This is a genomic window from Streptomyces roseus (genome assembly GCF_001044425.1).
Classification (GTDB): domain Bacteria; phylum Actinomycetota; class Actinomycetes; order Streptomycetales; family Streptomycetaceae; genus Streptomyces; species Streptomyces roseus.
Map to the genome: position 1 here is coordinate 19,929 of NZ_LFML01000148.1, position 17,996 is coordinate 37,924.

16 protein-coding genes are annotated in these 17,996 nt (G+C 73.1%); 8 read left to right on the forward strand and 8 right to left on the reverse strand.

All coding sequences use genetic code 11. The features are described 5' to 3' along the window. The first annotated feature begins 20 nt into the window (after window positions 1-20). Both ACS04_RS30270 and ACS04_RS30275 read left to right on the forward strand, forming a co-directional pair. A complete protein-coding gene (locus ACS04_RS30270; RefSeq protein ID WP_048480015.1) occupies window positions 21-1,034 on the forward strand; it encodes a LuxR C-terminal-related transcriptional regulator in 1,014 nt (337 codons plus the stop codon). 109 nt (window positions 1,035-1,143) lie between these two features. After that, window positions 1,144-2,043, forward strand: coding sequence for a LysR family transcriptional regulator (locus ACS04_RS30275; RefSeq protein WP_048480016.1), 900 nt, complete (start codon window positions 1,144-1,146; stop codon window positions 2,041-2,043). On the opposite strand, the gene ACS04_RS30280 is transcribed toward ACS04_RS30275, so the two are convergent. The 5 genes from ACS04_RS30280 to ACS04_RS40180 all read right to left on the reverse strand — a co-directional run bounded on the left by ACS04_RS30280 (window position 2,020) and on the right by ACS04_RS40180 (window position 6,780). After that, window positions 2,020-3,267: an MFS transporter gene (locus ACS04_RS30280; RefSeq protein WP_209441815.1), complete on the reverse strand. Its 1,248-nt coding sequence runs from the start codon at window positions 3,265-3,267 to the stop codon at window positions 2,020-2,022. The genes ACS04_RS30275 and ACS04_RS30280 overlap by 24 nt on opposite strands. A 17-nt stretch (window positions 3,268-3,284) precedes the next feature. Continuing rightward, on the reverse strand, window positions 3,285-3,824 hold the full coding sequence (locus tag ACS04_RS30285) for an ArsR/SmtB family transcription factor (RefSeq protein ID WP_048480018.1): 540 nt from the start codon (window positions 3,822-3,824) through the stop codon (window positions 3,285-3,287). Window positions 3,825-3,870: 46 nt separating this feature from the next. Beyond that, a complete protein-coding gene (locus ACS04_RS30290) occupies window positions 3,871-4,335 on the reverse strand; it encodes a VOC family protein (RefSeq protein WP_048480019.1) in 465 nt (154 codons plus the stop codon). A 168-nt stretch (window positions 4,336-4,503) separates the two neighbouring features. After that, on the reverse strand, window positions 4,504-5,226 hold the full coding sequence (locus ACS04_RS30295) for a phospholipase D-like domain-containing protein (RefSeq protein WP_048480020.1): 723 nt from the start codon (window positions 5,224-5,226) through the stop codon (window positions 4,504-4,506). 195 nt (window positions 5,227-5,421) lie between these two features. Continuing rightward, window positions 5,422-6,780 (reverse strand): helix-turn-helix transcriptional regulator, encoded by a 1,359-nt coding sequence (locus ACS04_RS40180; protein WP_158977684.1) that lies wholly within the window; start codon window positions 6,778-6,780, stop codon window positions 5,422-5,424. 170 nt (window positions 6,781-6,950) lie between these two features. Here ACS04_RS40180 and ACS04_RS30305 point away from each other — a divergent pair, with 170 nt between their 5' ends. Next, window positions 6,951-7,202, forward strand: coding sequence for a hypothetical protein (locus ACS04_RS30305; RefSeq protein ID WP_158977687.1), 252 nt, complete (start codon window positions 6,951-6,953; stop codon window positions 7,200-7,202). Window positions 7,203-7,439: 237 nt separating this feature from the next. Here ACS04_RS30305 and ACS04_RS39060 read toward each other — a convergent pair whose 3' ends face one another. From ACS04_RS39060 to lanKC, 3 genes are read right to left on the reverse strand one after another with little or no spacing between them, the layout of a single operon-like run. Further along, on the reverse strand, window positions 7,440-7,544 hold the full coding sequence (locus tag ACS04_RS39060; protein WP_209441813.1) for a class III lanthipeptide: 105 nt from the start codon (window positions 7,542-7,544) through the stop codon (window positions 7,440-7,442). A 50-nt stretch (window positions 7,545-7,594) separates the two neighbouring features. Next, window positions 7,595-7,699 carry a class III lanthipeptide gene (locus tag ACS04_RS39065; RefSeq protein ID WP_209441813.1) on the reverse strand — a complete coding sequence of 35 codons (105 nt, stop codon included), beginning with the start codon at window positions 7,697-7,699 and terminating at the stop codon, window positions 7,595-7,597. A gap of 60 nt (window positions 7,700-7,759) precedes the next feature. After that, window positions 7,760-10,351: a class III lanthionine synthetase LanKC gene (gene lanKC, locus ACS04_RS30310; RefSeq protein ID WP_048480022.1), complete on the reverse strand. Its 2,592-nt coding sequence runs from the start codon at window positions 10,349-10,351 to the stop codon at window positions 7,760-7,762. 238 nt (window positions 10,352-10,589) lie between these two features. Here lanKC and ACS04_RS30315 point away from each other — a divergent pair, with 238 nt between their 5' ends. From ACS04_RS30315 to ACS04_RS30335, 5 genes are all read left to right on the forward strand, one after another. Further along, window positions 10,590-11,045 carry a DUF4258 domain-containing protein gene (locus tag ACS04_RS30315; protein ID WP_048480023.1) on the forward strand — a complete coding sequence of 152 codons (456 nt, stop codon included), beginning with the start codon at window positions 10,590-10,592 and terminating at the stop codon, window positions 11,043-11,045. Between the two features lie 93 nt (window positions 11,046-11,138). Next, entirely contained in the window at window positions 11,139-12,833 is a 1,695-nt protein-coding gene (locus tag ACS04_RS30320; protein WP_078865516.1) for an AfsR/SARP family transcriptional regulator, read from the forward strand. A gap of 334 nt (window positions 12,834-13,167) precedes the next feature. Further along, the gene (locus ACS04_RS35570; protein WP_053081031.1) at window positions 13,168-16,122 is read left to right on the forward strand and encodes an AfsR/SARP family transcriptional regulator; all 2,955 of its coding nucleotides are present in this window, start codon (window positions 13,168-13,170) and stop codon (window positions 16,120-16,122) included. A 28-nt stretch (window positions 16,123-16,150) separates the two neighbouring features. Further along, a complete protein-coding gene (locus ACS04_RS30330) occupies window positions 16,151-17,269 on the forward strand; it encodes an LLM class flavin-dependent oxidoreductase (protein ID WP_048480024.1) in 1,119 nt (372 codons plus the stop codon). Continuing rightward, window positions 17,266-17,925, forward strand: a complete 660-nt coding sequence (locus ACS04_RS30335; protein ID WP_048480025.1) for a CE1759 family FMN reductase — start codon at window positions 17,266-17,268, stop codon at window positions 17,923-17,925. The genes ACS04_RS30330 and ACS04_RS30335 overlap by 4 nt, the downstream gene beginning before the upstream one ends. The last annotated feature ends 71 nt before the right edge of the window (window positions 17,926-17,996 follow it).

The following is a 17,996-nucleotide window of genomic DNA, read 5'->3' on the forward strand; positions in this document are numbered from 1 at the left end:
CATTCAGGCGGGGGCTGACCATGACCGAGCACCACCCTTTGGACGAAGTCGCCGTGGCGACCTACGAGTACGCGCTGCGCACCGGCTCGTTCACGGACGAGGACGTCGCCCGCTCCCTCGGGGTCGAGGTGCACCTGGTCGCCGAAGCCCGCAAGCTCCTCCAGCACCTCAGACTGCTCGCCGCCGGCGGCGACGACCGCGCCGTGGTGGCGCTCGACCCGGAGATCGCCGAGGCCGAGCTGGTGACGCCGCTGGAGCTGGCGATCGCACACCGGCGCCGCGAGATCTCCGGGATCCACCAGCAGCTGCAGGCGCTGTCGGCCATGTACCGCTCGCGCGTCCAGCCCGTGGCCGAGGACGTACCCATCCGCGTCCTGGACGACTTCGAGGACGTACGGCGCGAGATCGATCTCGCGAGGCGGCGCTGCACCGAAGAGCGCATCACCCTCCAGCCGGGCGGCGGCCGCAGCGCGGAACTGCTCGAACAGGACCTGTTGCAGACCCTGGAGCTGCGCCAGCGCGGTGTCCGCATCCGGACCCTCTACCAGAGCACCGCCTCGGCGAGCCTGGCCACGCGCTCCTACGTGCGCCAGATCTGCGAAGCCGGCGCGGAGGTCCGCGTCGCGGAGGAACTCTCCGAACGGCTCATCATCTACGACCGCAAGCTCGCCTTCATCCCCAAGGAGCGCAAGGGCAAGGTCCCGCCGGGCGCGGCCCTGGTGACGGACCCCACGGTCGTCGCCTACCTGTGCCGCTCCTTCGAGTCCGACTGGCAGGGCAGCCAGGCCTTCGACACCGGCGGCGCCGCGGAGTACCACCACACCGAGGAGCTGCGGATGTCGGTCATCCGGCTGATGGCGATGGGGCTCAAGGACGAAGTGATCGCCCGGCGTCTCGGAATGGCCACCCGGACATGCCGCCGCCATATTTCCGCCATCATGAACGAGGTCGGAGCCACCAGCCGTTTCCAGGCCGGGATGGTGCTCACCCGCCAGGGAATGATCCCCGATGGCGATGGTGTGTCAAGTTCCTGACGGGCGGTGTCCGCTACGTGACATGCGGAATTCCTGGCCGCTCGTTCCCGTTGCTGGTTCCCTTGTGTCGGCGCTGCAAGTTCGGCGAAAACCGAGCCATGGGGGAGACATGGACATTCGGCAGTTGGCGACGTTCCACAAGGTGGCGACGCTGCTCAGCTTCACCCGCGCGGCGATTGAACTGAAGTACGCGCAATCCAGCGTCACGGGCCATGTCAAGAGCCTGGAGGAATCCCTGGAGGTGAGTCTTTTCGACCGTCTCGGCGGCCGGGTCGAACTCACCGAGGCCGGCCGCCGCCTCCTGCCGTACGCCGAGCAGATGCTCGCCCTCGCCGGCGAGGCGCGGGGGGCGGCGCTCGGCTCCGACGAGCCGGCCGGCGTGCTCACCGTCGGCTCGATGGAGAGCATCACCTCCTACCGCATGCCGATGCTCCTGGAGTTCTTCCACCACCGCCACCCGGCGCTCCAGATCGTCCTGCGGCCCAGCCTCTGCGCCGAGACCTGCCACGCCCTGCGCCAGGGCCTGTTCGACCTCGGCTTCCTCATGGAGGCCGAGACCCGGCACCCCGGCGTCCAGACCGAGATCCTCGGATCCGAACCGCTGACCGTGGTCGCCGCCCCTGGCCACCCGCTGACCCTGGCGGAGAAGGTGACCACCGATGACCTTCGGGGCGTACGCGTCATCTCGGCCGAAGCCGGCTGCGCCTACCGGGAGCTCTTCGAGGCGGAGCTGAACGACGGGACGGGCGAGTCGCTGCCCTTCCTGGAGTTCGGCACGATCGAATCCATCAAACGGGGCGTGGCCGCGGGCCTGGGCATCAGCCTCCTCCCGACGGCCACGGTCGCCGACTCCCTGGAAGCCGGCACCCTCGAAGCCCTCCCCTGGCCGATCCCCTTCGAGGTCCACACGCAGATCGCCTGGCGCCGCGGCAAGACCCTCTCGCGCGAGATGCGCACCTTCATCGACCAGACGATCCGCTTCCTGTCAGAGGAGTACGCCACCCACTGACGGAGGCACCGTTTCCCCCGCTGCCGCGAGCAGCGCCGCCTCGACCCGGCGGTTGCCGGTCATGGTCGCGGTGACGGCGGTCATGGCGAGGAGGAGGCCGGCGGAGGTGTAGAGCGGGGTGCGTACGTCGTAGGCGGCGGCCAGCCAGCCGCCGAGGAAGGCGCCGAACGGCGCGGCGCACATGGCGAGCATGCGGGAGGTGGAGGCCACCCGGCCCATCAGGTGGGCGGGGACGATCGCCTGCCGCAGCGAGGGGCCGAGCACCATCGTGGCGCCCATGCCCGCTCCGCAGACCGCCAGCGCGAGGCCGGCGACGTACGGGTTCGGGGCGGCGGCGAGGCCCAGGATGGCGAGTCCCTCGAGCGCGGCGGTGCAGGTCAGCGCGGTGCCGGTGCCGAGCCGCCGGCCGAGGAAGGAGGCGATGCCCGCGCCGAGCAGGCCGCCGGCGGCCTCCGCCGTGAGGAGCAGGCCGAAGCCGAAGGCTCCGACGCCGAGGCGATCGTGCGCGAAGAGGGCGAGTACGGTCTCCACCGCGAGGAAGGCGATGTTCCCGACCGCCGGGCGCAGTGCGAGCCCGAGCAGCAACTGATTCCGGAAAACGTACGAGGCGCCGGCCCGCGCCTGTCGCAGCAGCGACTCACGCGCCTGCGGTACGGGCCGGGGCGCGGCGGGCAGCGACCGTACGAGCAGTGCGGAGAGCGCGAACGAGACCGCGTCGGCGAGCAGCGGAACCGCCCGGCCGAGCGCGAGCAGGGCGCTGCCCGCGGGCGGACCGGCGAACCCGGACGCGGCGGTCTGGGCGCCGCGCAGACGGGAGTTGGCGCGCTCCAGGAGCGCGGGATCGCGGCCGAGCAGATCGGGCAGGTAGGCCGTGGCCGCCGTGTCGAAGAAGAGCCCGCCGAGGCCGAGCAGGAAGGCGACCGCCGCGAGCAGCGCGATGCTCAGCACGTCGAGTACGGCCGCCGTCGCCGGTATCGCGAGCAGCACCGCCCGCGCCGCGTCCGCCACCCACATCGTGCGCCGGCGGTCCCAGCGGTCCACCAGCGCACCGCCGAGCACCCCGAACAGCACCCACGGCAGCGTCCCGGCGGCCGCGACGACGGCGAGCGCCATCGGGTCCCGCGTCAGCGTCAGCGCGAGCAGCGGCAGCGCGGCATGCGTCACCCCGTCACCGAGCGAGGACACCGTTTGCGCGGTCCACAGCCGCCCGAACCCGGTCGGCAACTTCACTCTCTCCATGGTCACTTGGTGTCCCCTTCGGCCTGTACGCGCGCTGACGGGTGGAACAGTGCGAAGACGAGCGACGCGTCCGGCAGCGCCGGATCGGACAGCTCCCGGTACTCGTCCGCCAATGCCTGCAGCCGCGCGCCCAGCTCCGCGAACTGCTCCTCGGTGAGCCGCAGGTGCGCCATGCGTACGTGCCGCTCGCCATCCGCCGGCGACGCCTCCAGGTCCGCCACCGCGTGCCGCATCAGTACGTCCGGGCCGCCCTCGCCCGGGTCCGGCAGCTCGATCGAGCGCGCGGCCATCGCGTAGTACCGCTCGGTGACCCCGCGGACCTTCCGCGTCCGTACCACCTTGACCAGGCCGGCCCGCTCCAGCAGCCGCACGTGGTAGCTGGAACTCCCCTTCGCGAGGCCCACGCGCTCGGCGATCTGAGTGATCGTCGCGGGCTCGAAGCGGAGCACGGCCATGATCCGGTGGCGCGTGAGGTTGGAGACGGCGCGCAGCTGCTCGTCGGTGGTGACGCGGAAGGTCTCTGGAAGGTCTTCGGTAGCCATGACGCCAATGGTCAACGTTTCTTGACCATTGCGCAACGGGTTTGCCTCAACTCCTCGCGGGGAGTTCGCCGTCCGGGACGCGGGCCGGGGTGGTGAGCTCGATTTCGAAGCCGTCGGTGTTTTCGAGGTAGGCGGCGTGCTGCCGGGTTCCGCCGGCGTGGGGGTGGCGGTCGGGGAAGAGGAGCGTCCAGCCGTTCTCGCGGGCCTTCGCCGTCAACAGGTCGACCCGGTCGGGGGTGTCGATGTGGAAGGCGAGGTGGTTCAGGCCGGGCGCGCGGCGGTCGTGGTGCGCGGCGGTGAGGGAGGGGGACTGTTCGAATACGAGGTAGGTGGGGCCGAGTCTCCAGCTGCGTCCCCGGTCCCAGCTCTGGTGGAGGGTGTAGCCGAGGTCGTCGAAGAGCCACCCCCACTCGGCGATGGCGCGGGCGAGGTCGGGAACCCAGATCTCGATGTGGTGGAGCGTGCCGGGGGCGGGGGCGGGGGCGGGGCTTGGCGGCGGCTGGTTCGTCACGGAGAGTGCCTTCTCGGGGGGACGGTGGGGCGGCAGCCTATCCCGGCGGCCGTCCCTGACCAGCAGGTTCGCCCTCGGGCGGGGACGCCGCGTCAGTTCCTGCCCACCCAGGGCAGTTGACGCTCCTTCGAGGCGCGTCACCTCGCGCGACCGCCCGGGTGCCCGCACTCACCGGGGCGGCTCGCACTCCCGGGGGAGGGTCACGTTTCCGGGCCGGTGCTCGAAGGTGTCCATGACCAACCACTCGTCCAGCGCGGGGTCGTAGAGGTTCTGGACACCGAACTGCAGCACCTGCCAGAAGGTGCTCCGGTCGTTCTCGTCGACGTAGATGTCGCCCAGCGCGAGCGGCACCCTGGGGTGGTTCCCGGGAGGCAGCTCGGGGAGGACCACGCCGACCCTCCAGTGGTTGACGCGCCGTTCCGGCGTACGCCGCAAGGTCTCGCGCCCCACGAACCGGGAGCCCGCCAGTCCCTGGTTCAGATCCTCCAGGCTGAAGCCGGGGATGCGCGAGCAGGGGTGCTCGTCCAGGCCGGGCCATTTGTACGTCAGCGTGTAGAGGGTGCCGTGGTAGATCAGGTTGGTGAACCAGATCGGGTACTGCGGGCCTCCGGCGGTCATCTGGCTGTCGCCGTTCCTCCCCTCCCAAGTGAACGGCACCGTGATGTCCAGGTCCCGGACGATCCACTTGCCCTTGCCGCGGAAATCGCGGGGGAGGCGTGGCGGAGGCGGAGTCGAGGAGGTGTCGCCCGGTCGGGCGGCGGCCGCGGTCCCGAACGGTGGCGCGCTCCCGGTCCGGGGCTCGGCGCCGACCGGAGGAGCCGCCAGGATGAGGGCGACCAGTGCGGCGAGTGCGGCCGACGAGGCCGTCCGACGTGTGCCGTTCCAACCCATGTTCTTCCTCGGATAACGCGCCGGGCGCCGGTCACGGCGCAGAGGACAATCACGACGAATCGTGGCACACCACCCTCTGAACCAAAGGTTGCGAAACCCGCGACCCGGCCGGCGGAACACGGACCCGGCGCGGTCTCCGTCACCGGCCCCGACGCTCGCGGACGGACTCGGATTTCGTGACGCGGCGGTATTTCGTCACGCCTCGGCGGCGGGCCCGTTTCCCCCGGCCTCCCGCTTCCGGCGGGTCCGGTACGCCCGGGCCCGGCAGGCGGCCGAGCAGTGCCGGGCCGGCCGGCCCGACACGGGGCGGCGACCCTCCGCCGCCGGGAGCGGCGAACCGCAGCCGGGGCAGGGGAGGGGCGTACCGGCCGGACCGGCCACCGCCGGCCCCGGCGCGGCGGCCGGACCTCCGACGGGAGCCGTGCCCGGAGCCATGCCCGAGCCCGCGCCCGGAGCCGTATCCGTACCCGTATCCGTGCCCGCCGCCGTACCCGTGCCCGGCTCCGTACCCGTGCCCGGACCCGGCGCCGCGCCTTCCGGAGGCGGCCGGCGCGTCTGCGTCAACCCCTGCCGCTCGGCGATCACCCCGGCCTGGAAGCGGCTATGCGCGCCCAGCCCGAGCAGCAACTCCGAGACGTGCCGGCGGCAGGTCCGCAGCGAAATGCCCAGGCGCCGCGCGATCGAGTCGTCCTTCAGCCCCTTGGCCAGCAGCACCAGGATGCTCTGCTTGACCGTCTCCGAGATGTCGTGCGCCGCCTGCGGGCCCGTTGCGAACGGTGTCGCGTACTCCCAGTCCCGGTGGAAGACGTCCAAGAGGTAGCCGAGCAGGTCCGGTTCCCGGATCAGCAGCGCCCCGCCCGACCGGGACGGCAGGAAACCCAGCTCCCCGTCGACGATGATCATCTGCGGGAGCACCTCGGGGAGCGTGCGGACCTCCGCCCCCGCCTCGATCAGCCGCTCCGCGTGGGCCCGTGTCGCCGGGTCGAAGCGGGTGGCGTGCTGGTAGAGGCTGCGCATCCGCACGCCCCGCTCCAGCAGCGCCATGTCACGCGGCAGCGCCTCGCGCAGCGCGGCCTCCGGGAAGGAGCCGCCGTGCTTGGAGACGAGGACCTCCTCGCGGCAGTTGTCGATGACCTCCGTCAGCAGTGCCCGTACCGCGAACTGGTCGGCCAGGTGGTCGATCGTGCCCTGGGGAAACGCGTGCCGCCGCGCCTGCAGGTAGACGGGGACGAGTCCCGTGAACGCGTCGCGCCGGCGCTGGAGTTCGTCCCGGCGCGCCTGCAGCCGCTCCTCGTGCGCGCGCAGCGCGGCCTCGGGTCCGGACAGCAGCCGCGCCCCCGCCGCCTGGGGGCTGACGGCCTGCCAGACCTCTCCCTCGGCCTGTACCAGGCAGCTGTCGCGGAGCGTCCGGAGCGCCGCGGCGCATTCCCCCTCCGCCAAGCCCGTCTCCGCCGCGGCCCTCGGCAGGGCCGACGCGGTGAGCCCGCCCTGCACGAGCATCCACCGGTAGAGGACGATCGCCGCATGGTCGACCTCGGGCATGCCCGCATCCATGCCCGTCTCCACGTGCTTGCCTCCTAAAGATGCATGGCACACAGATGATCCCCTACGGGTCTGCCGCTGTCATCTCGCGCCTGGCAGAGTCGGGTCCAGCAGGGGGGGGCGATGGCATGACCGACCGGAACCCCCCACCTGGAACGTGTCATACGCACAGAGGAGTTGCCGTGATCAGGAAGACCGTACGGGGGATGGCGGTGCTGGCCGCCGCAGGCGCGCTGTGGACGGGCGTGGGGAGTACGACGGCGGGCGCGGCCACGGCCGGTACCGTCATCGGCGCGGCGGCCGAGGATCCCGGCAGCCGGCTCCCCGAAGGCCTGTACCTGGGCAACCTGGACGACCACAAGGACCGCGACCGCCAGTGCGCCTCCACGACCGCGTGGGGTACCGGAGACTGCCCCCACAGGCGGCTCAACTAGGACCGCCCGGGTGACCGGGTGCGGGGGCGGCGGAATCCATCCGCTGCCGGTTGGGGTGGATGTGGGCCCAAACCCGGTACGAGGGCGGAACGGTGGCGTGGGCCGTTCCTCCGCTTCCGTGCGGCAGCGCAGGTCGCCGCACACGACGGAACGGTCTGCGGGGCACTGTCCCGCAGACCGTTCTGATCCGCGAACGGACCGTCACCGCACCAGCTGAACGGGTGTGTCACCCGTGGCTCAGTGGAAGCTGGTGTTGTGGCACTGGAAGCTGGCGCTGCTCATGAGCAGCAGGCCGCCTTCCTCCTCGGCGATTTCCAGCTGCTGGAGGTTGAGGATCGACATGACGTTCACCTCCTTTCCGTGATCGCGCGTACAGGTGTGTCACCCGTGGTTCAGTGGAAGCTGGTGTTGTGGCACTGGAAGCTGGCGCTGCTCATGAGCAGCAGGCCGCCTTCCTCCTCGGCGATTTCCAGCTGCTGGAGGTTGAGGATCGACACGATGTCCACCTCCTTTCCGTCGACAGGGGTTTCGCTGGACCGGGACCGGTGCAGCGGGCTTCAGGTGGCGGTGGCCGGTGCCGGCCCGCCGAGCAGGGGCAGGAGATGGTCGGTGCGGCGGTGGGCCCCGTCCATCGCCAGGAGTACTCCGGCCGACCCGGTGGCGAGGTCCATCGACAGCCTGACCAGGTGCCTGCCGGGGAAGGCGAGGCCTTCGCCGTGGGGTACGGCGTGCCGCCACAGGTCGCGCCGGTGACCCTGGAGTGCGGCCTCGTCGTCGGCGCCGTCGCCGGCGGCGGTCAGGAAGTACAGCAGTCCGGCGCGGCCGTCGAGCAGACCGGGGAAGACGGTGAACTGGCCGCGTGCCGCCAGCCGGATCGAGGCGAGGGCGTCGAGGAGGCCCGTGCCGGTGCGGTGCCTGAGGAAGGCCGCCAGGGCGAGTCCGATGCCCGTGGATCCGGTGCCGAGGTAGACCACGGACCGCCAGCCGTCGTCGACCTGCAAGGAGCCGTCGACGTCCGCGCACTGCGCGAGGTCGTGGCGCAGCGCCTTCTCGGCGAGGTCGAGGTAGGCGGGCTCACCGGTGCGTTCGTGCAGGCGTACGAGAAACAGTGCCGCTCCGGAGGCTCCCGTGGTGAAGCCCGCGCCGGTGGCGCGACCCGCACCGCTGCCGAGACCCGCGCCGGAGCCCTCGCCCGCCGGCCGGTCGAGTGCGGCCGTGAGGCGGTCCGCGACGCGGTCGGCGATGCGGCGGGCCTGGTCGAGGTTGCGGCCGTCCCCGTGACGGGCGTGGAAGCCGAGCGCGGTCAGGCCCGTGCCGGGCAGGCCCGTCAGCAGGCCGAGGCTTGTAGGCTCGCCGGTGCGGTCGAGGGACCGTCCCAGGATCTCGGCGGCCTCCTCGTGCCGCCCCAGGAGATCGAGGACGGTGGCCACTCCGCAGGAGCCGTTGAAGAGGCCGACGGGCGCGCGGTCGATGTCGCGCAGCGTGGCGGCGGTGAGCCAGTCGGTCCACGCGGGGTCGACGGCGTGGCCCGTGGCGTGCAGGGCGTACAGGACGCCCGCCGCGCCGTGGGACAGGCCGGTTCCGCCGCCCTCGCGCGCCCCGTCGGGATCGCCCGGGAAGAGCCGGTCCTCCCGGTGGGGGGTGGCGCAGGCGGCGAGCGCCGCGACGAGCCCCGCCCGGTTCTCATCCCACGTCCGGCCGACCGCTCCGGGGCCGGGCGCCGCCGGTGGGGCGGTTCCGGCGATCGCGGCCATGGCGGTGGCGGCTTCGTGGGCGTAGCGGGCCGGCAGCGGGAAGAGCTCGTGCGCCCACCGTGCGAGCTGATCGGGCTTGGCCGGATCCCGGCCGGCCAGCGCCGTCAGCGGGATGAACTGGCCCAGGCGCAGGGCCGCCAGGCCGTAGGCGTCCACATCGGTGCCAGTGACGTGGGCCGGCGCCGCGAACCCGGGCGCGCCCAGGAGGCCAGTGCGCTCCTCGCCGATGGGGTGGGCGGCTTCCAGGTCGATGAAGGTGACGGTGTCGTCGGGGCGCACGATCACGTTGTTCGGGTGCAGGTCGCCGAAGACGATCCCGGCCCGGTGGACGGCGCCGACCGCCGCGGCGATCTTGTCGAGGACCGCGAGCGACCAGCGGGTGTACTCCGCGTACGTCTGCGCCGTCGCCCCGGGCCGCACCAGCGGCAGGCGCAGCACGCCGGCTTTCGCCAGCGAGTCGCCGTCGATGTACTCCTGGACGAGGAAGTCGTGTTCCCAGTGCGTCTCGTATCCCAGCACGCGCGGTACGAGACCGGTGTCGGCCAGCGCGGTGAGCATGCGGTGCTCGTGCCGCAGGCGGGCGACGGCGTCCAGCCCCCGTGCGTCCAGCCCGGCCAGCGGCCGTGCCTCCTTCAGCACGACCAGGTCGCCGCTCGCGGGGTCCTTGCCCAGGTAGACGCCGCCCCCGTTGGAGAAGTGCAGGGGACGCACGATCTCGTACGGCAGGTCGACTCGGCTGAGCACGGAGAACCGTTCGATGCGCTCACGGATGAAGCCGGGCATCGGAGCCCAATGCGGCGGGGTGAACGCCGCGGTACGCGGATCGGGAACGGGCGTTCCGTCCGGCCGGGCGATGGCCGGCACGGGAGCGTCGCCCCCGTCCTTGGCCCAGCGCGCGGCGAACGCCCCGTACCGGACGAAGACCGGACTGCTGTCGCTCCAGCGGAGGTCGGACAGGATGTAGGGTCCCCGCTGCCCGCCCAGGGCGGCCGTGAGACCGTCCAGCAGCGCTTTCAGCTCCCCCTCGTCCGCCGGGTAGACGGCGATGAACTTCCCCGAGGAACCCCGGTGGGCGTACTTGGAATTGAACGCCGAGAGCAGCCGGCCGCTGCGCAGGTACTTGAAGGCGACGCGGTGCGCGGTGCAGACGGCGGCGGCCTCGTTCAGGATCTCCTGGGCGGCCGGGACGTCGGCCGATATGTGGATCTTCCAGCCCTGCAGGGGCAGCGGCCGTCCGAAGAACACCCGCACCCACACGTCCGCGTCGTCCTGCACCACACTGGCGTCGCCCACCCGCGGCGGCGTGAAGCGCTCGTCCTGGTCCTCGATGCGCTGCGGAACGTCGAAGAACACCGGGTCGGCCAGGCAGAACGCGTACATCTGTTCCAGGTTCATCGCTTCCTCCTCCCGGTGACCGCTCCGTGGCCCGCCGGCGGATTCCGGAGGCGGACGGTCGGTTCGTCGTCCATGGCCACCACTGTGCGGCGGGCCGGTCCTCGTGCGATGGACGGGCACCCATCACCGGTGATCACAGGACCGGCCGTCTGCTCATCGGGCGTGGACGGCCGCCGCCGACATTCGTTGCGGGCGGCCGCGGAGCCGCGCATCGTCAAGGAACAAGGGAATAGCCCCCATGATCAACTCCAAGAGCCTCCGGATCGCGCTGGTCGCCCTCGCCGCCTCCGCGGCGGCGTTCACGGCGGCCCCGGCGCAGGCGGCGGCGTCCGCCCCGGTCCAGGCCCGTACCCAGGCCGCGACGACGGTCGAGATCGCGGACTTGGTGGACTCACCGGTCTCGCCCATGCGCTGCCGCGACGACGGCCAGGGCTGCCCCCCGGTCAAGGAGCCGGCGGACTGCACCAACCACAGTGCCCCGCAGGGCCTCACCAGCATGTCGCAGCACATCCGGGAGCGGATGGCCGAACGCGACATCAGCGAGGACGAACTGCAGAACGCCGTCCGGATCGGTGCGCGGACCGCCGTGTGCCAGGACAACGGGCGCTGGAAGTACACCCTCGGCATGTCCGGCGGCTGGCTCACGGTCATCGTCAGCTGGAACGGAGCGGGCGTCACCGCCTGGTGGAACTGATGGCACGGGGGCCCGGCCCGACCTGATCGACCCGTGCCCCCATCTCGCCGTCGGGCAGGTCGCCGGACGGCTCGACAGCTCGGAGGAAGCCGGATGCGCGCAGGGATGCGGGCCGCGCCCGACGACGGCGACATCCCCCTCTTCCGGCTGCTCGGGCCCGTCCGGGTCGGCGTGCCCGGCGGTGCGGCGGTCCACCCCGGGCCGCCGCACCGGCAGGCGGTCCTGGCCGCCCTGCTGCTACGACGGCGCCGGCCGCTCACCGTCGCCGAACTCCTGGCCGCCGTATGGGGCGACGACGCCCCGGTCAGTGCCGCCGGCAACCTGCGCACCCACCTGTGGGCGCTGCGCACCCTGCTCGAACCCGGCCGGGCCGCCCGGGAGCCGGCCCGGATCCTGTTCCGCGACGAACGCGGGTACACGCTGCACACCTCGCCGGGGTCGGTCGACGCCGCGCGGTTCGAGCAGCGGGCCGAGGCCGCCCGGCAGGCCCGCGCCCGCCACGACACCGCCGCCGAACACGCCCTGCTCACCGAGGCCCTGGGTCTGTGGTCGGGGGAGGCCCTGGCCGGCGTGCCCGGCCCGTTCGCCGAAGAGGAGCGCACCCGGCTCGCCGCCCTGCGCACGACCGCCCGCAAGCGGCACATCGTCTGCGCGCTGCGCCTGGGCCTCCACCACACGGCGATCCCCGAGCTGACGGCGCTCACCGCGCAGTTCCCGCTCGACGAGGAACTGCGGGCCCTGCTCATGCGCGCCCTGCACGGCTGCGGCCGACAGGCCGAGGCGTTCACCGTCTACGCCGACACGCACCGGATCCTGGACGAGGAACTCGGCGTCACCCCCTGCCCCGAGCTGACGGCCCTGCATGCCCGCCTGCTCGCGGTCGACCCGCCCCCCTTCGCCCTCGGTCCGCCGCGCGGCCCCGCGCGCCCCGAACCCCCCGCCCGTTCCCACAGCCGTACGGCCCTCCCGGCCGAAGCGGAACGGGCTCTCGCTCGCGCGAAGAGCCTGTTCGCCGAGGGGGAGGACCGCGGCACCGTCCCCGTCCTGGCGATCACCGGACCCGGAGGTGCGGGCAAGACGGCTCTGGCCGTGCGGATCGCGGACGCTCTCGCCCACCTCTTCCCCGACGGCCGGCTCTTCGCCGACCTGCGGACCTGGGGCCCAACTCCGGCTGCGGCTGCGGCTCCGGCCTCGGCTGCGGCTCAGGCTGCGGCCGATCCCGGAGCCGGCCCGCTCCTGGCCCATCTCCTGCGCGCCCTCGGGATCCCGGAGCCGCGGATACCCTCCGACCCCGATCATCGGGCCGCGCTCTACCGCTCGGCCCTCGCGGGCCGCCGCGTCCTCGTCGTCCTCCACGGCGCCCGGGACGCGGCGCAGGTCGCGCCGTTGCTGCCGGGCACTCCCGGCAGCGCCGTCCTCCTCACCAGCCGCTCCCGCGCCCTCGCACCTGCCCTCTCCGCCGCGACGCCGATCGAGCTCGCGGCCCGCCCGTACGCCGCGGACCCTTCCCGAGAGGAGTGCGCGGACCCGTGCCGCGAGGAGGGCGCGGGCCCCCCGGACGCCGACGCCGCGGCCCACGAGGATCTGCCGCCCGCGCTGGCGCGCGCCGCCCGCCGGCTCACCCGTTGCGGAGCCGGAGCCGGAGCCGGACCATCGTCCCTCGACCGCCTCGCGGCTGTGCTGGGCACCGATCCCCCGGCCGCGGCCCTCATCGCCGAGGCCCTGGTGGACGCGGGCGTGCTGGACACCCCCGCCGCGGGTACCTACCGCCTGCCGCCCCGGCCCTGAGGGACCAGCCCCCGCCCCCTGCCCACGCCCGATTTCGTGACGCGCGCCCGGAGTTTCGTGACGGATGCCCCTTACCGCATGGCTCCTAAAGGTGCATGGCACACACATGATCCTTTGACTGCGCAGTCACGCCCCGGCCCGCCTGGCAAGGTCGTTCCGAGCCCGGCGGACCGGCCCCTGCCACCGCCCGGCCGTGGAACCCGTACGCCCGCCAACGGAGGTGACGCCGTGCGCACGATCACCGCACAGACCCCGGCCGGACCGGTCCGGGTCACCCGCCCGCTCCCCGGCAGCGCGAACAGACGCCCACCCCGCCACACGGAGGGAGGCCGCCGTGGGCGGCGCTGAACCCGAACCGTCCTTCTCCGTGCTCGGAGCGGTCCGCGGCCGCAGCGGCGACGTACCGCTCGCGCTCGGCTCCCCGCAGCAGCGGGCCCTGCTCGCGATGCTGCTCCTGCGCCGCAACGACGTGGTGGAACTCGACGAGATCGTCGACGGCCTCTGGGGAGAGGAGCCGCCGCGCACGGCGGTGGGCACGGTCAGGTCGCACGTCTACCGGCTCCGGCGCGCGCTCGGGACCCGCATCGCGACCCACGGCCAGGGGTACCTCCTGCACGTCGCCCCCGGCGCACTGGACCTCGACGTGTTCGACGAGCTGGTCGCCCGGGCCCGTGCGTCCACCGCCGCGGAAGAGACGGGCAAGGCGGCCGAACTGCTGGCCCACGCCCTCACGTTGTGGCAGGGGCCACCTCTCGCGGGACTTCCGGGCCCGTACGCCGCGATCCATCGCGAACGCCTGTCGGAGCTGCGGCTGTCGGTGCTGCTGGAGCGCATCGAGCTCGATCTGAGGCTGGGCCGCCACGCCCGCCTCGTCCCCGAACTGACCGGCCTGTGCGTGGAGCACCCCCTCCACGGGAGGCTGCGGGAACTGGCCGGGCTCGCCCTCGCCGGCAGCGGGCGTGGCGCCCCGGCGGCGCGGGACGGGCAGCCCGTCCGCGCCCACCGCCCCGGGTCACCGTCCGTGCCCGGCGCCCCCACCAGGTCCTGCGAGCCCCCCGTCCCCCCGGAGGACGCCGGGCAGCCGCCGCCATCACCGTCCCCGCTGCCCAGGCCGGCCCAGCTCCCCTGCCCACCGGACCACCTCATCGGCCGTACGGACGCGGTGGCGGGGCTCCTCGACGCGCTGACGACTCCCGGCCCCGGATCCCCCGCCATCGTCACGGTCACCGGTACCGGAGGCGTCGGCAAGAGCTCGCTCACCGTCCACGTCGCCCAGCGACTGCGGGACCACTACCCGGACGGCCAGCTGTACGCGAGTCTGCGCGGCACCTCCAAGGACCCCGCGGACCCCGGCACCGTCCTGGCCGGCTTCCTCCAGGCCCTCGGCACTCAGGAGCCGGACATCCCGCGGAGCGCGCACGAGCGGGCCGCGCTCTTCCGCACGATCGTCGCCGACCGGCGCATCCTGCTGGTCCTGGACGACGCCCGGGACACCGCCCAGGTCGAGGCACTGCTCCCGGGAACGCGGACCTGCGCGGTGATCGTCACCGGGCGCTCGACGCTGGACGGGCTGCCGACCGTACGCCGTGTGCGCCTGGAGCCCCTGGCCGTACCCGACGCACTGGCCGTCCTCGGCGCCGTCGCGGGTCCGCAGCGGATCGCCGCCGAACCCGAGCAGGCGGCGGCCCTGGCCGAGCGCTGCGGCGGACTGCCCCTGGCCCTGCGCCTCGCCGGCGCGCGGCTCGCGGCCCGGCCTGCGTGGACGCCGTCCGATCTCGTCCGTCTCCTCGACGGCAGTCATCCGGCCTTCCCCACGCTCCCCCCGTTCTCCGTGTTCCCCGCACCCGCCGGCTCGCAGGACGGCCTCACCGCGTGCATCGGACCCGGCTACGACCTACTCGAAGAGGAAGAGGCCAGGTTGTTGCGACTGCTGGCGCTCCCTCGCGGCGGCGCGACGGACATCGCCGGGGCAGCCGCCCTCGGGGGACTCCCACCGGCGCGCGCCGGCCAGGCCCTGGAGCGGCTGACCGGCCTCGGCCTGCTGGAATCGCCCTGCCCCGGCGTCTACCGCCAGTACCCCCTGCTCCGGATGTTCGCGGCCGAGCGCTCCCGCGCACAGGACCGGCCCGAGGAGCGGGCAGCGGCCATGACCCGTTTCCTCGACCACCTCCTCGCCGAGGCCAAGGCCGTCCACGCCGCCGAGCGTCCGGGCCACCACGTTCTGGGCCTGCTCCCCCCGGACACCTGCACAGGTCGCCCCGACAGCCGCCGCCGCCTGATCGATCCCGACCACGACGGTGCGCTCGCCGTCGCCGCGCAGATCCTCGACGCCGTGCCGTCCGCCGTCGCCGTGGCCGCCGATCTCGCGCTCGCCGTCGAACCGCTCCTGGAAGGCTCGTACCTGTGGGCCGACTCCCTCGAACCGCTCCGCCGGGTCCTGGGGACCGCCCAGGACCAGGGGCACCTGAGGGCGGTCGGCCGCGCCGGTCACGTACTCGGCAGCGCACTGGCCCACCTGGGACGGCCGGACGAGGCGGACGCCGTCCTGGACACCGCCGAACACGCGGCGCGGGCGGTGGGCGACGACGCGGTGCACACGGCGATCCTCGACCGCCGGGCCCATGTGTGCCAGTACCGTGCGCACTGGCACCAGGCCGACGTCCTGCACCGGCAGGCCCTCGACGCCGCCGAGGCCTACGGGAGCGACTGGGCCTGCCGCAACGCCCGCGCCAACCGAGTCAGCACGCTGCTGCGGCTGAGCCGGCGCGACGAGGCCGCCGAAACCAGCCGGACCACCCTCGCCTCCGCCGTCGACGCGCGGGATCACGGCGCCGAGGCGTACGCCCTCTACAACCTGGGCCTCACCGCCCGCCACCTGGGCCGCATCGACGAGGCGGTCGACCGTCACCGGCAGAGCGCCGAGCTGGGGGTGCGCAACGGCTCCCCCGCGATGGAGGCGATGAACCTGGTGTCGGAAACGGCCGCCCAACTGGCCGGGAACCGGTTGCCGGACGCCGTCGAGTGCGGTGAGCGGGCGGTGGCCGCGACCCGCCGGCTCCGCTGGCACACGGCCGAAGTCCGGGCGCTGCGGCTCCTGGGCACCGCTCTGGCCGCCGCCGGCGACGGCCGGAGCGCCCGGACCCGCCAGGAAGAGGCCGCTGAAGCGCTCGCGCTCTCCGGCATGTCCCCGCACCCTCCAAGCCCGCGCCTGCGGCCTGACGTCCCGCATCCCGCCCGCGCCGCCCCCGGGAATAGCCGGGACGCGCCCCCGGTTCCAGGGTATAGTTGAATTGTAAACAACCTTGGGAAGGGGAGCCATGCAGTTCGGGATCTTCACCGTCGGTGACGTCACGGCCGATCCGACGACCGGACGCACGCCGAGCGAGCACGAGCGGATCAAGGCGATGCTGGCCATCGCGCAGAAGGCCGAGGAGGTCGGCCTCGACGTCTTCGCCACCGGCGAGCACCACAACCCGCCGTTCGTCCCCTCCTCGCCGACGACCCTGCTCGGTCACATCGCCGCGCGCACCGAGCACCTGATCCTGTCCACCTCGACGACGCTGATCACCACCAACGACCCGGTGAAGATCGCCGAGGACTTCGCCATGCTCCAGCACGTCGCCGACGGCCGCGTCGACCTCATGATGGGCCGCGGCAACACCGGACCGGTCTACCCGTGGTTCGGCAAGGACATCCGCGACGGCATCGACCTCGCCATCGAGAACTACGCCCTGCTGCGCCGCCTGTGGGATGAGGACGTCGTCACCTGGAAGGGCAAGTTCCGCACGCCCCTCCAGTCGTTCACCTCGACCCCCCGCCCCCTCGACGGCGTCGCCCCCTTCGTCTGGCACGGCTCGATCCGCTCCCCCGAGATCGCCGAGCAGGCCGCGTACTACGGTGACGGCTTCTTCCACAACAACATCTTCTGGCCCGCCTCCCACACCAAGCAGATGGTCGACCTGTACCGGCAGCGCTACGCCCACTACGGTCACGGCACCCCCGAGCAGGCCATCGTCGGCCTCGGCGGCCAGGTCTTCATGCGCAAGAACTCCCAGGACGCGGTCCGCGAGTTCCGGCCCTACTTCGACAACGCACCCGTCTACGGGCACGGTCCCTCCCTGGAGGAGTTCACCTCGCAGACCCCGCTGACGGTCGGCTCGCCCCAGCAGGTCATCGAGCGCACGCTGTCCTTCCGCGAGTACGCCGGCGACTACCAGCGCCAGCTGTTCCTGATGGACCACGCCGGGCTGCCCCTCAAGACCGTCCTGGAGCAGCTCGACCTCCTCGGCGAAGAGGTCGTACCGGAGCTCCGCAAGGAGTTCGCGAACCTCCGCCCGGCCGGCGTGCCGGACGCCCCGACGCACGCGGCCCGAGTGGCGGCGGCCCGCACCACCGCCCGGCCGCAGGACACCGAGAACGAGGAGAGCAGGGCATGAAAGTCGTCGTCGTATCCGCGGGACTGAGCTCGCCCTCCTCGACCCGCCTGCTCGCCGACCGCCTCACGGCCGCGACCCTCGCCCACGTCGACGCCGAACCCGAAGTGATCGAACTGCGGGAACTCGCGACGGAGATCGCCCAGCACTTCGTCACCGGATTCCCTCCGGCCCGGCTCGCCGCCGCGCTCGACGCGGTGGCCGCCGCGGACGGTTTGATCGCCGTGACCCCGGTCTTCGCGGGTTCCTACAGCGGCCTGTTCAAATCGTTCTTCGACGTCATCGACAAGGACGCCCTCACCGGCAAACCCGTCCTCCTCGGCGCGACCGGCGGCACGGCCCGCCACTCCCTGGTCACCGAACACGCCCTGCGCCCCCTCTTCACCTACCTGCGCGCCCTCACCCTCCCGACGGCGGTGTACGCCGCCTCCGAGGACTGGGGCGAGGACGGCCTGGCCCGGCGCGTCACCCGCGCGGGCGCGGAACTCGCCCGCTTCATGTCCCCCGCCACGGCCGACGCCCCGCTCGCCGTCGACGTCGACACCGCCGCCGCGATCGCCCCGCGCTCCCTCACGGGCGCGATCACGTCGGTGGACCCGGCGGACGGATTCGAAGTGGTCCCGTTCGAACAACGCCTGGCCGCACTACGGGTCCAGTAGGCACGGCGTTGGCCCGGCGGCCCGGCGGCCCCGGGCCGGCCCTCGCGGGCGGAGGGTACGCCGGTACGTTT

Excerpts from the sequence above, each read along its gene's own strand:
- ACS04_RS30320 (WP_078865516.1), top strand. The coding sequence starts at position 11,139 with ATGCGCGCAGGGATGCGGGCCGCGCCCGACGACGGCGACATCCCCCTC.
- ACS04_RS39060 (WP_209441813.1), bottom strand. The coding sequence starts at position 7,544 with ATGTCGATCCTCAACCTCCAGCAGCTGGAAATCGCCGAGGAGGAAGGC.
- lanKC (WP_048480022.1), bottom strand. The coding sequence starts at position 10,351 with ATGAACCTGGAACAGATGTACGCGTTCTGCCTGGCCGACCCGGTGTTC.
- ACS04_RS30270 (WP_048480015.1), top strand. The coding sequence starts at position 21 with ATGACCGAGCACCACCCTTTGGACGAAGTCGCCGTGGCGACCTACGAG.
- ACS04_RS30330 (WP_048480024.1), top strand. The coding sequence starts at position 16,151 with ATGCAGTTCGGGATCTTCACCGTCGGTGACGTCACGGCCGATCCGACG.
- ACS04_RS30335 (WP_048480025.1), top strand. The coding sequence starts at position 17,266 with ATGAAAGTCGTCGTCGTATCCGCGGGACTGAGCTCGCCCTCCTCGACC.
- ACS04_RS30315 (WP_048480023.1), top strand. The coding sequence starts at position 10,590 with ATGATCAACTCCAAGAGCCTCCGGATCGCGCTGGTCGCCCTCGCCGCC.
- ACS04_RS30295 (WP_048480020.1), bottom strand. The coding sequence starts at position 5,226 with ATGGGTTGGAACGGCACACGTCGGACGGCCTCGTCGGCCGCACTCGCC.
- ACS04_RS30285 (WP_048480018.1), bottom strand. The coding sequence starts at position 3,824 with ATGGCTACCGAAGACCTTCCAGAGACCTTCCGCGTCACCACCGACGAG.
- ACS04_RS30275 (WP_048480016.1), top strand. The coding sequence starts at position 1,144 with ATGGACATTCGGCAGTTGGCGACGTTCCACAAGGTGGCGACGCTGCTC.
- ACS04_RS40180 (WP_158977684.1), bottom strand. The coding sequence starts at position 6,780 with ATGGATGCGGGCATGCCCGAGGTCGACCATGCGGCGATCGTCCTCTAC.